At 41.3% G+C, this 12,913-nt stretch carries 11 protein-coding genes and 2 pseudogenes; 4 read left to right on the top strand and 9 right to left on the bottom strand.

Translation table 11 applies throughout. The annotated features are described in order from the left end of the window. The first annotated feature begins 374 nt into the window (after window positions 1-374). The gene (locus KIT90_RS27435) at window positions 375-539 is read left to right on the top strand and encodes an Eag protein (protein WP_141195608.1); all 165 of its coding nucleotides are present in this window, start codon (window positions 375-377) and stop codon (window positions 537-539) included. Window positions 540-739: 200 nt separating this feature from the next. Here the strand turns inward: KIT90_RS27435 and KIT90_RS27430 are convergent, their stop codons facing one another. Continuing rightward, window positions 740-958 carry a hypothetical protein gene (locus tag KIT90_RS27430; protein ID WP_285379712.1) on the bottom strand — a complete coding sequence of 73 codons (219 nt, stop codon included), beginning with the start codon at window positions 956-958 and terminating at the stop codon, window positions 740-742. A 278-nt stretch (window positions 959-1,236) separates the two neighbouring features. On the opposite strand from KIT90_RS27430, the gene KIT90_RS27420 reads away from it, so the two are divergent. Further along, the gene (locus tag KIT90_RS27420) at window positions 1,237-1,896 is read left to right on the top strand and encodes a hypothetical protein (RefSeq protein ID WP_285379708.1); all 660 of its coding nucleotides are present in this window, start codon (window positions 1,237-1,239) and stop codon (window positions 1,894-1,896) included. A gap of 39 nt (window positions 1,897-1,935) precedes the next feature. Continuing rightward, on the top strand, window positions 1,936-3,288 hold the full coding sequence (locus KIT90_RS27415) for a radical SAM protein (RefSeq protein ID WP_285379706.1): 1,353 nt from the start codon (window positions 1,936-1,938) through the stop codon (window positions 3,286-3,288). A gap of 157 nt (window positions 3,289-3,445) precedes the next feature. On the opposite strand, the pseudogene KIT90_RS27410 reads toward KIT90_RS27415, so the two are convergent. Next, window positions 3,446-3,862, bottom strand: a pseudogene (locus KIT90_RS27410) (IS6 family transposase); the annotation flags it as partial. Window positions 3,863-5,130: 1,268 nt separating this feature from the next. Here KIT90_RS27410 and KIT90_RS27400 point away from each other — a divergent pair. Continuing rightward, window positions 5,131-5,469 carry a hypothetical protein gene (locus KIT90_RS27400; protein ID WP_285379703.1) on the top strand — a complete coding sequence of 113 codons (339 nt, stop codon included), beginning with the start codon at window positions 5,131-5,133 and terminating at the stop codon, window positions 5,467-5,469. Window positions 5,470-5,498: 29 nt separating this feature from the next. Here the strand turns inward: KIT90_RS27400 and KIT90_RS27395 are convergent. The 7 genes and pseudogenes from KIT90_RS27395 to KIT90_RS27365 form a co-directional block, all read right to left on the bottom strand. Continuing rightward, window positions 5,499-6,116, bottom strand: a pseudogene (locus KIT90_RS27395) (IS3 family transposase); the annotation flags it as partial. Further along, a complete protein-coding gene (locus KIT90_RS27390; protein ID WP_285379715.1) occupies window positions 6,086-6,730 on the bottom strand; it encodes an S-type pyocin domain-containing protein in 645 nt (214 codons plus the stop codon). The pseudogene KIT90_RS27395 and the gene KIT90_RS27390, both read right to left, overlap by 31 nt. Window positions 6,731-7,712: 982 nt before the next feature. Beyond that, window positions 7,713-8,102 carry a hypothetical protein gene (locus KIT90_RS27385; RefSeq protein ID WP_285379702.1) on the bottom strand — a complete coding sequence of 130 codons (390 nt, stop codon included), beginning with the start codon at window positions 8,100-8,102 and terminating at the stop codon, window positions 7,713-7,715. Between the two features lie 368 nt (window positions 8,103-8,470). Then, entirely contained in the window at window positions 8,471-9,877 is a 1,407-nt protein-coding gene (locus tag KIT90_RS27380) for a DUF5666 domain-containing protein (protein ID WP_285379699.1), read from the bottom strand. 140 nt (window positions 9,878-10,017) lie between these two features. Further along, entirely contained in the window at window positions 10,018-11,196 is a 1,179-nt protein-coding gene (locus KIT90_RS27375) for a cell wall metabolism sensor histidine kinase WalK (protein WP_285379698.1), read from the bottom strand. After that, the gene (locus tag KIT90_RS27370; protein WP_285379696.1) at window positions 11,193-11,888 is read right to left on the bottom strand and encodes a response regulator transcription factor; all 696 of its coding nucleotides are present in this window, start codon (window positions 11,886-11,888) and stop codon (window positions 11,193-11,195) included. The genes KIT90_RS27375 and KIT90_RS27370 overlap by 4 nt, the downstream gene beginning before the upstream one ends. Window positions 11,889-11,978: 90 nt before the next feature. Beyond that, window positions 11,979-12,365, bottom strand: a complete 387-nt coding sequence (locus KIT90_RS27365) for a NirD/YgiW/YdeI family stress tolerance protein (RefSeq protein WP_285379695.1) — start codon at window positions 12,363-12,365, stop codon at window positions 11,979-11,981. Window positions 12,366-12,913: the final 548 nt, after the last annotated feature.

Here is a 12,913-nt window from a genome sequence, read left to right as displayed (position 1 = left end):
CGTTGCTCACACCTTAACAGGGTGTTATGTATATTAAATCCAATTTCGCTCACAATTATATGCAACAAAGTTAGTTATAATCGCTATGAGTTTGATAAATAGAGGTTATATCAATTGAGCAACCCATATGAAGCTAATTATGGCTACGAGAAATCTAGTCGTGAGCAAACATGTCACTGTGGTGCAGTTTTTCATGTAAGTGTTCCTGGTCAAAAAGGACACGAAGAGCCAGAAGAGTACTATTGTCCAGAATGTCATTGTGAATATAAAGCACGTGCATCCATGTCTCCAACAGTTACTCTTATTTCAGGGCGCACAGATGGGAAAACAGGATCTTGTTGATTTTTAATCCATTGAAAATATAAGGTTTCAATATGAAAAGAGCAGGAGCTGTTTGCCCCAAGTGTGGTTCAACAACTAGACCCTACAAAGAAAAGATCATGGGGCAGGATACTCAAGATCTTATTTGTGCAGACTGTAAATATACTGGATGGTGGACTGAGTTTCAGCAAAAGGCAGATGCTGATGAAGATGAATAAACTCCAGTAACAAAGCTGTGTTAATACACATAACAAAGCATTTAAGAGTGATTCCCAACGCTTGGCATTTTTGATGCCATCGTTGGGTTTTGTGTTTAAGGTGGTATGGTTAGGTGTTGTGGTAGCGTTGCTCACACCTTAATGCGGCGTTATGTAAAAGCAAAGCTCGACCGAGAGGATATCTCAGCCGGGCAATTTAGTTAGTCATCTTTCTCAGGGTGAGTGAGGATTAAGTTGTAGTCTTCATCAATTTCGACATTTTCGTAATGTTCGAAATGCTCAGGAAGAACCTCCAATACTTTTTCAGTACGAGCTTCTTCTGGCAAACGGTAAGTGGTCACTCTTTGCCCTGCTTGTTGATCATCTTTCACTTCCAGTTTGATGTTATCCAACATGTCCTTTAGATCTTGATTTTCCATGATTTTGGGTATTCCTATAAGTGTGCGGTGTATGGTTTTTTGAATGGTATAATGACAATCAATGTTTGGCAATGCACTGTTTTACATAACAATCTGTTTAAGAATGATTCGCAACGCGTGGCATGTTTACTATGCGTTGGTTTTAGTGATTAAGGTGGTAAGCGGCGGCCTTGGTGTTGCGCTGCTCACCCCTTAGCAGGGCGTTATGTGTCATTTCACTTGACCGAATGCTACTCCTTAAGTATAAAAAGCTACTTTTTATGCAATTGGTTTTATAAATGTTTCAAAGCATACTAAAAAAACACCCTAAATTTGCTTTTGCACTTTTTGCATTGCTATGTGGTTTAACTCTATTCATCGTCTTTTCGAATGACTACTCGAAAACGTTTGAAGAAAACTTGGTTCCAGAGTTTGTTGGTGTTGCAGTTGAGCTCGCCTTAATCATATTTGTACTCGATATTATTGCTCTCAAGCAAGAGAAAAAGCGTTCTCGCCAACTTGAAAAAAGAGCTAGGGAATATTTAAGGTTCATCGTTGTAAATTTGCTCAAAGATCCTAAGGTGTTCGGAAAAGCAAGGGTAGTCTTGCCATCCATAGTTGAGTACGAAGCAAATCGAAACGACTTCAAGTTCTTTGCTAGTGACAGAGCTAGGAGTAACGAAGTTATTGACGCTCTTGTTCGTGTGTTAGCAACTTCCGAAGTTGAGGTTCATAAGCACATTCAAAAGCATGTGACTATAGAGTTGGCAAGCTTCCATTCATTATTTCCAATAGTTGCTGAAATTAGTGAAGAGCATTTCAAAACGTGGGGTCGTATTGTGTACTTTTTGACTAAAGTTTCCAAAGGCGACGACATTGAAAGTAATATCATTGCAGTTTTGCAAAAGATTAAAAAATTCGATGAAAAAACAGAACAAGTTTTTGGCGGCTTACGATAAATCGGAAATAATTTAAATAAGGCTTATAGGTAACGATTTATGTATGACGTGTATTGTATTAGTGCAGGGCAATTAACAGTAAAAAAAGATTCAAATATAGTTAATAAAAAGAACAACTATCTGAATTATGGGCTCTTATCTTTAACATCAATCATTAAGCGAGCTGGATTGTATCCTATTCAACTTCATGGACACTTTTCAACACCAAGAGAATTTTCTGAATACTGTATAGAGCTTGGTATTGTGAATACTAAGTTTCCGGTGTTTATTTCTATCCCTAGTTTTTATGCCATTGGTTGGGTAAGTGAATTTACCAAAATACTAAAAACTGAATTGATGATTAAAGATATATTCGTTGGTGGTCGTTGGGTTATTGATGGAGAATCCAAACAATTAGAAAGGTTATTACCGTATGTCGACAAAATAGTCGATGGTTTAGGTGAAAATCATATCGCAACGTTATTAGGAAGAAAAATCGAGCATATATCTAGCTATGTACCGCTTCAGTATGATCTAGTTGACAAAAGGGAGCTTTATCAGCCTAGTATCGAAGTTTCGCGGGGTTGCGGAATGAAATGCGATTTTTGTCAGGAACGCTCTGAAAAGCTGCAGCCATTGAAATCGCCCGCTTTAATTTCATCTGAAGCGACAGAGACTCTACTTATTGATGACCTAATTCCTATGTCTCCATATTTCGAGGCTTCAATGTTTAAACCAACACTTCCATGGCTCAATGAGTTGGCTGAACAAAGAGAACTTCATTCGCATAATTATAAGTGGAGATCTGAGTCTCGAGTTGATACATTTCCAATCAATCAGATTTCAGCGCTGTCAAATGCAGGAATGAAAGTACTTGACCTTGGTTTAGAGAGTGCTAGCCCTATTCAAATTGAACGAATGGGTAAGTCTAAAACACCAGAGCGCTATTTGTCTCGTGCATCTAAGCTTCTTGAGCAAACTTGTGAGGCTGGTATTGATGTGAAAGTTAATGTTCTGCTTTATGCAGGTGAATCGCACAAGACGATAGACGAAACATATAAGTGGCTCGATAAACATAGACATTATATAAAAGGCGTTTCCGTTGGTCCTGTTTTAGCTTTTGGTTGGGATAACAGAAAATCGGGCTTTATCAATAGTTTGCTATCGATGGGGGCTACTGTAAACGATAGTACATCGTTTACCGGGGTTACAAGTTTCAATTTGAGTTCAGCGATAAATCACGTTGATTCACTACGAATATCTAAAGAGATATCTAGAGATTTCATGACTGCCAAAGATTACTTTGATTTAAAATCTTTCTCATATTTTTCACGTGATTACTCATATAGCGACTTTATTCGAGACATCAAGGCTGAAAACGGCAGCTATTCTTTTGATGTTAGTGCAGTATAAGTGAAATCGTCACATAACAAACAATTTAAGAGTGATTCGCAACGCATGGCATTTTTGCTATGCGTTAAGTTCAGTGATTTAGGTGGAGTGGGGAAGGTCATATTAGTGAGTACATTGCTTGCCATTCTGAGTTTTCTAGGTGTTTTAGCTTTTCATTTTCCTCAATAGCTGAGATATAAGCCCGAGCTTTGTCAGTATTCAGTATCGGTTTGATACTTCGCAGGGCTTCGCCCAAGAATCGTTGTGCAGCCTTAGCTCTGGGGGGGCTGGACACATAAAAATCAACAGTTTCACCCGTGTTAGTCATGGGGCGATAAAGGGACATCCAACGTCCTTTGACTTTGACGTAAGTTTCATCGAGTTGCCACGATGATACCCAAGCTAGCTTCCAGTGCCATCGTAACCGACGTTCAAGTTTCTGTACCCAGCGATAAATGGTGGATTGGTCTTCATCTACATCCCGCTCCTCAAGCATTTCAGCCAATTCTCGATAACTCACACCATATTTGCAGTACTAACGGACAGCCCAGAGGATAACCTGTCCAGAAAAATGACGCCCTTTGAAATCAGTCATACTTAATAAACGACGAGGATGGTGACGTTAGATTGCTTGAAAAGCAAAATGCTGCAACGGAGCCCAACTGTGTCTTCTTGTAGAGGATTGTCAAATGAAGCAAGGAAAATCCGCGCAATACTAGGGTATATTGCGCGTAATGCCGGCAAGGTAGCCGTTCCGATGATGTTTAGCACATTCGAAAAAAAGCGAGCACATCACGAGTTGTTTGTAGGGTCATTGTGCTCGCAAATATTTCGATGTTTTTCTTTTTATAGGGGTGCGTTATTTGTCACGGCACACATCAAGCACACTATCTCCCCAAAAACATTAAATGACGAGCGTTATGCGTTCAAAATGCAAATGCCCTACGCAAAATCCCCCCACTAAATCATCCAACTACCTGATGAAAGTAGGCTTTGTTTTATAGATTCAAACTCATCCCAATGCTGCTGGGCTGTCAAACGCATCATGCTTATTTTAGGTCGCAACACGCTATGATAAGACTTCAACCATCGATAAATAAGAGATGACTTGTCAAGTAACCTTCGGCTTTCTTTTCTGGAATGTATTTATCAGTTATTAGATAGTGAATGGCTTTGCTTACCATCCCCAGAGAGATATTTGATTGATGAGCAATTTCGCTATACGGTCGAGTAAGTAAATTTTCATCGACTAAGAGAGCAAATAGACACTTCATAATACCAATGCTCAACATCGGTGTTTTACCTTGAGCTTATTCCCTTGAATAAGAATATAAACTCCAGCTCTTATGATTCGTGCATTTCCTGCGCCATCGATGTAGTTGATATTGTATTGATGACAATAATCTCGCAAAAATGGACTTAGTGCGTTGCATACCAATAAACGCTGCTCTGTGCCATATTGAATAAGATGATGGCTAAAACTTTCTTTACGGTGAATTTCGATAATGGCCATCAGCACCGTTGTCGTGTAGACCTGGGCTGCGGTGGCTATGGGTGTGGGTTTGCGGATCACTGTTTTCGTGTGCTCGAGTACGCGCTATCGCTTAAGAAAAGTGAACCCTCGCATTGGTATTTAATCACGCCCAGGGGCGCGAGTTGCTCGCACTGCTTAAAACGTATCAGTTAAATCGGCGTACGTTGGCGTTGTCTCGGTCTCAGGTGTTAGCGCGCACCCGTTTAGCGAAAGCGCAACAAAAAGCAGAGGAGAAGGCCAAGGCCGAACAAAGAAAAGCAGCACATCAACAGCGAGTAGAACGAGAGAAGGCGTCGCTTTCAATACCGAATTGGGCGTAAGGTACCATTGTGGCTACATATACAGTGTTTGATGAGGTAAATATCGATCCTTATGCCGGTGATTATCGCTTCAACATAGAAAAAACGGTTGTTCCCGGAGCTGCGCGGGGCGTAATCCCCCCCCACACACACCACCATCGCAAACAAAATGATCGCGTGACAACGTCACAATTGAGTGTCTTCACTATCGACGCTCACTTAGTCCACTTGTTCGAAAACTTAGCCGCATTGAACCCGCCCGTTGGCCAAATGGTGGCTTCGCTGAACGTTGTGCTTGCCGAGAATGGCGAGAAGATCGTGACAAGAGAGGACTTTGAACAGTTTTCAGAACAGGTTGAGGAATGGTGACCCGTCCTGATATAGGTTGACACTTTTAGTTAAAACACTCGATGAACTTCATCGGGCGTTTTGTATTTTAGAGCTGTATGTGGTCTCTGTTCATTATAGAGTTTCACCGACTCAGCAACCATTTTCTTAGCTTCATTCAAGTCGTTCGGTTTTGTCAGCAAGTACTCCATCTTTAAGATACCATTTACTCTTTCCGCTAGAGCGTTTTGATAACAGTCGTATCCATCAGTCATAGAGCATGTCACATGATATTTTCTGTGTAATGGCTGATATTCCTCTGAGCAGTATTGAATACCTCGATCAGAGTGATGGATAAGCTCACCCTCATACCGCCGCTTTTTCAAAGCCTTCAGGAACGCACTCTTAACGGCTTGCGTCTTCATATTATCGTCGAGATGATACCCAACTATCTTCCTCGAGTAGGCATCAGTGATTAAGCTGAGATAAGTATTTCCCGCTCGCGTTGCCAAGTAAGTAATATCAGCGACCCACAGCTGATCCGGTTTATTTGGAACTATGCTCTCTTTGATTCGGTTTGGATGGCAGTGGAACCGGTGATGGCTGTTTGTTGTTCGATGATAAGCCTTACGGTTTAAGACCAGTAAGCGATACTGTTTTAGCAATAAAAACAGACAGTCTCGCCCCAGAAGTCTCTTCTAAAATCGTCAAAGCTGCTGAACTCTTTTCCTCTCAGTTTATCAGCGATTTGGGAGGGTATTGGAGCACCTAAGTTTTTACCCGCATCAGCTAACCAAATGCCAAAGATATCTTCGCCTTTACCGGTAACGACTCCGGGCTTATCCCTCGGGCTTTCTTTGTAAACCACATAGAGCGGAGCAATGCCTGAGCTTTCAGGGAATACCAAGATCGCATCACGCCAGTCTTTCTCTTCCGGCGCAGGCGTAACGGTGACGTTCGCATCGCCATTCGAGTGGATTGGCGTGACGAGTATATCGTCTTTTTCAAACCCATCACTATGATCGGGGGTAGTTTGCCAACTTGCTTCACCGTTTTCTTCTGGTGTCCAATAGATGGTTGGTCCGTTCTCTTCAATCGCAACGGACAGCTGGCCATTATTTCCCTGTTTCACGTATTTGATGGGGGGGCGCGTGTCGTCTACATGATAGCCCTGCACGTGTGGATAAAACTCCTCATCTTGGGGCTCGGTAATGTGGACACGAACGCGGCTTTGCGCCGTGGTCTCTTGGCGTAAGTCTTGGTCTGTGTATTGGGTGTTATCGCCAAAAAAGCTTTGCTGCATGGCAAACAAAGCACCAATACCTTCTACTTGCCAGCGGTAGCCCTCAACGATCTTATCTTTCAATGTGCTGGCCAGTTTATCCAACTGCATCGCTGCGGTTTGGGTTTGTTTCGTTTGCTCTGGTGAGCTAGCTACAGCTGCGGAACTTCCCATGGCCATTTGTGCTTGTGTTGCTTGAATGGCAGGCGTGTAAGCTCGTTCGAGCGTCGAGGTTTCCCCTAGACAAGAGCTGTATCCTCCCGTTGTTCTGGTGATTTTCGTTTTTGCTAATAAATTATTAGCGGCATCATCAGAGAATGCAGGGATAACCTCAGAGTTCAGCCTCCAAGTTTTAGGACCTACTGGGTCGTTGTAACTAAGTAAAGCGGGAGAGTTTTATACGACACACTAATACCTAAAGTAAAAGCCAAACATCACGCTAATTGGCGAAAAGCGTGCCATTGTTTTTTTTCAAAAAAATCAGGCAAATGGGATGATATTAATGTGTGTCTGTCCAATTTTTTGGTTATGGTGCCAATAAGTTGGATATAGGGTGAATAAATTGGATGGTAGAATGCAAATATCGAGTAATCAATGAAAAGTCAGAACCTCAGGAGAGAGTGTTGGAACAAAAAGCAGTCGATTAATCTTACATAATTGATTTTTAATATGATTTACAACCCAAATTGCGATTTTCTTTTTATCGCGATCTTGAAAGAGTAGGTGAACTCTGGATTGATTGTGCGTATTTACTCGTTAAGTGCGCTTTGATGAACGAATTTCAATATATCATCTAATTGTTTGTTGTAAACCACGTGAGCCTGATTCATTTGGACATGTTCCACGTCCGCTTGGTATTTCCTAGCGTATATCTGATAAATTACAAGTCTCGCTCAAAGCATGTGGCAAACGACTAAAAGGAAGATAAACAGGCTGAAATGGCATAAGGGGCTCGATAAAATTCGAACATAGCTATGCCAAAAATAAAGTCTGTAAAAAGTGATTAAGGCTGTGCTTTAATGCTCGGCACAACGAAGTGTTCAACAATCGTCCCATGCTCATCAGGAATAAATACCATCATATAACCTTCGCCATATATACTTTCTACATTGCCGCCGAGTGCATAAGCTGGAATGTCATCATAATCATAATAACGAGTTGACTCACCAAGCAACCGTTGTACATCAGAGGAGGTTAAGGCATTGATGTCATACGATTTGAAAAATGACAACATCATGGCTCCTCTTTCATGATCAGACGCTTTTTTCCACGCTTGAGGCGTGAATTTTTCAGTTCCTAACTGTGATAGGTTTTGTTCATCAAATTCAGCCCGACACCCAATCAGTGCCACCGTGCTCACTGTAAGATAAAATAAGAAGGGGATTAATTTCATAGTCAACTACCAAAAATTGCCATTTTACGCTCCCATACACACCTATGAAAGATATGAATTACTGTCACCTCTAACTCCAAATCTCAACTTTCAAAACTAAATCATTATTTTGTAAGTTCACTTTCGTTTCCATAAACGAGTTTTCTGGTTTGATTAGTTCAATTCACGAAGACATATTGCGAACTAGGAATAATAAGGTTGCCACCTTCAATACCACGAGCACTACGTTGGTATGATACGCAATAGTTAATGAAGTATGATATTGGTAACTGGGGAAACTCATTCAGTGCTCGATTGAGTAAACAATCGAGCACTGAATGAGACATGTAGTTCACCATTACACAAGAGAATCTTTTCTCTACACGCAATTAGTCGTCAAACTGACAAAAACTGATAGTGTTATTGGCTTGATTGAATCGACATTCTACTTCAACCCTTAACCCCCAACGTGCGGTTATTTCTCTGAGATTGTTATCTGTTGAGTGATACCCCCACAACGAGTAGTTATCATCTGCAATCGTTACGATACCTTCAAGGTCAATATCTGGCTCAGGGTAATACTCATTTTCAACTTCCCAAACTAGATTTGCTTGACTGTCCATTGTGCCCGACAGGGATACCCAAGTTGGACTGTTCCAGTTGGCAGGATGAATATCTTCCCATTCTGCAAATTGGCCCACAATAAAAGTGAAACCGTTTAAGGTAATTGTGTTTGTCGCTTGGTTATAGCTTGCCATCCCCTCAACATTAAACTCACCTGTAGCACTTGGAGGCGTAGTGGGTGGGAGCACTGGTGTATTTTGGCACCCGTAATCACATTCAACCTCAAGGGCTTGAATGCTGTTTTTTATCCAGCGTCCTTCTACTTCGATAAACATATCTGGCTTAATGACTGGATGGGCGCCACTATATAGAAAGTCCTCATATTTAACAGCATTAGCCGGCAATTCAATTGTACGCGAACCATTCAGAAGCAACTTTGTCACTCGTCCCGTGGCCTTATCTGTGCTGATTTGAGTAACTCGTCCCTCAACCTCGATGCTGGTGTTATCGCCGTAATCGTAGCTTTCCAGTTCTACTTCTGTAGCGGCGATAGTCGAGTCCTTGAAGATTCCGGATACTTCAACCCATTGACCGTTTTGCAAAGTAAACGATAGATTAATATTGGCATAGTTGATAACCATTGTACCTAGGTTGAAAGTCTTCGCTGTCGCGTCAAGGTTAGTTACTACGCCTTCTATTTCACCAACAACATCGCCTTCAGGCTGTACGTTCTGTTCGTCTAATTCAATATAACTTGCCTGAATAGTGTTTTGGTCAACAGTAAAACCACTGACTTCTAACACTTTTCCAATCACACTAGCATCCAACACCAACCCCGTTCCCAGCTTGGCGTTTTGAGTCATCACTGATTTTCCTGCCATTGTTAGCGTTTTTGCTTCTGCATCGAACGAAGTAACTGGAGCGACAAGTAGGTCATCGTATGTGACAGATTGAACAGTTTGATTGCCATCAGTGTGTAGCGTCAAAATCATACCTAGCGCTAGATTGTCGATAGCTTCAATTGTCGATCGAGTCTGCATTAAAAGTCCCAAATCAACGTTGTAGCGCCCAACAGTAGCTGTACCTGTTGTCTTATTTAGCGCCGTTAGCTCTCCTTCGATGATATCAGGTAACTTATTCATCGGTGGGATAACTGTCCCTTCGTTGGAATCAGAACCACCACAAGCAGCGAGTAAGGTGATTGTTGGTAGAATCAGTGCGAATTTTTTCATTATTTCCCCATAAAACTTATGGCCATAGCATTGTTACTGGGGATTATAGGCTCGAAAGTGTACATTAACCTTGCGAGAACCTTACATTATTGTAAGGTTCTCTAGTGTTTGTAACTGATAAATAATTACAAAGTGCTTAATCAACTTCGTAGGGGAAGAGTGATTTTTACTCCCAAACCGGGATGACAATCAAAAAGGCTAATATCACCATGATGGAGCTCTGTGACCGCTTTGACTAACGATAGTCCCAATCCAAGGCCTCCATCGTTTCGAGCCTTATTTCCTCTGTAAAGCCGTTCAAATACCCGCTTTTTCTCACTGTCGCTTATACCGTGTCCATTATCTTTCACAGTGATAAGAAGCTCTGACTCAAAGACGTGACATGATAAGTTAATTTGACTTCCTTTTGGACAATACCTCAGTGCATTCTCTATCAGGTTTGCTAATGCTTGCATCAACAACTCTTGATCACCTAAGAGGTGTAATTGACCCGCCGAATTATGTACTTGTAAGATCATTCCCGTATCTTCTGCTACATCAATATAAATATCTGCGATGGTAGCTAAAAGACTGGTGATATTCAGAGAGGCAAAGCGCTGGCGTCGATGACCGGACTCAATTTGAGAAATACGTAACAAAGCATCAAAAATAGAGGCTAATCGACTAGACTCCTTAATTGTCTGCGAGAGCAATTTATTGAATTGATCTGTCTGTAATTCCTTGGAGTATCCTGCTTCTTCCAGTGATTGTAGGTTATGTTGCAATCGGGTAATAGGTGTTTTCAATTCGTGAGCGATATTTGCTGAAATATCGTTCATACTTGCAACTGCACCTTGTAACTGAGATAGCATTTCATCGATAGCATAACCAATTCTGCTAAGATCATTTTCCTGCATAGACTCATTAGTCCTCGCCGAAAGGTTACCTGCGGCGGCGGCATGCAGTACTCTTTCAATTCCTTCGATTTGTGATTGATTCATCCTTGTCGTATAGATGATGACTACTGTGGAAATAATGAGTACCAGGATCCCCGATAAGGCAAAACCCACCTCCAGAACTGTAATTATATCATCTTCATCAATAGGCTCGTCGTCAATTTCGCTTGTCTCTCCTTTCATGAATGCCTCAATGTTCTGTTCTATCTCATCATTGAGCTCATCAAGGTGATAATCGACGTAAGATATCGTTAGTGATGACATTAGAATTATACTGATGCAAGAAGTGATAATAAGCATTCCCCCTTGCTGCATTGCTGAAGTTTTAAGCCAATCAGGGAAGTAATGAGATTGAGATAGTCTTGCGAATATCGAACGCATCATTTTTGACCTTCTGTTCGGTATTCCAACTTGTAGCCCGCCCCGCGAACAGTATGAATTAATTGATCACCAAAAGGCTTTTCAAGTTTTTGTCTGAGTCGGCTGATATGTGTTTCGACCACACTGGTTTGTGGCTCAAAATGAATATCCCAAACATGCTCTAGCAACATAGTGCGAGTTATGACTTTACCTGGGTGTCTTAAGAACAACTCCAAAATGCGAAATTCTTTATGTTGTAACCGAAGTGGTAGCCCTTGTCGCATAACAGTATGCTCAGATAGGTTCAGTTTAAGATCTCCATAAGCTAATTCATAAACATTTGGTGTAGAAACAGCTATAGCTCGACGCGATAGTGCTGATAACCTAGCTAATAACTCTGTAAATGCGAAAGGCTTCGTTAGATAATCGTCAGCTCCTGCGTTAAGACCATCTACTCGGTCATCAATTCCGCCAAGCGATGTAAGAAAAAGGACCGGGATTGGTATTTGTGATGCTCTCATGGCTTTTACGAGTGATAAGCCATCCAAACCAGGGAGCATCCGGTCTATGATGGCGAGATCAAATTCTTCCATTAGGCATATTGATAACGCATGTTTACCATTATCGACCGATTGAACGGAGTGCCCCGCCTCTGTCAGACCTTTTTCAATATAACGACTTAAGTTTATATCGTCTTCAACAAGCAGAATGTTCATGTTTACAGTTCTTATATAGTTTTCGTGGTATAGGGACATGACCTGTCCAGTGAGAACGGCCTTAACAATGAACGCAGGGCAATTCATTGGTTAATTTGCCAATTGCACTCTTTTTACATCAATCATTGCGGCTTGGGCAAAATCTTTATCCACTTCGCCGTAAATAATAATTCTAGTCTTTGAGTCGATGGATAGGCCCAACCATTTATCATGATCAATTTCAACACTAATCGAGCCTGTTTGGTCAACAAAATGATACATTTCCTCACCGATAGTGGCAGAAATATTTCCTGTCAATACTACAAGGGTATCATCGTTAGCATTTAGCGCATCTATCACCGAATGGACTCCTTGAAAGGGGCCTTTGAAACCTTGTTGAACTGCGGGACCATTAAATCCTTGCGTCGTTGAAGCAAAGATACTTGTAGATAGCAACATAACAGGAAGCATACATAATGCAGATTTGATAATAGTCATTTTAAAATCCTTTAGTGTCCGTAAATGTACACAAGGACAATATCAGAACAACTATACAGTGACTTTTCTGCTACTTTACATTTGTGTAAGACTCTAAGGAAAGAGACGTGCAATTGCACCATTAATCAAAATGTACAACTGTCTATCTAAAAAGAATCGTAATTATGACAAATCTATCATATGGATAAACGTTGGTGGTCACTACAAGAGCTCCGAACATTCCTTTAGCAATTTTGTCGTAAACCCTCGTCATAATCTGGCGATTATGAGTGATTGCCTGTGGTAACTGTTTGATAGCAAATCGCTCTTAGATTTTTTTTAAGTGTTATTGCACATTAGTAGTCGTTTTAACGCAAAAATGTGCCCCTGAAAACAGGAGCTTAAAATGCCAACGTTACTTCTTTCACAGCGGTTCATTAACCGAGTTAAGCCTAATCACAAAGTGTAAGAGTTCTACCCAATGGCGCCCAGTTCTCCATCTAAATCTGATGAGCCTAAAGCGAACTTAATTTAGGTGGTGGTGAAAGGCGCACCACTACGCAGTGGTG

It is taken from the genome of Vibrio sp. B172a, from assembly GCF_030248355.1.
Lineage (GTDB): Bacteria > Pseudomonadota > Gammaproteobacteria > Enterobacterales > Vibrionaceae > Vibrio > Vibrio owensii.
The sequence above is the reverse complement of the archived record's forward strand: the minus strand, read 5'-3'. Positions and strand labels throughout refer to the sequence as shown.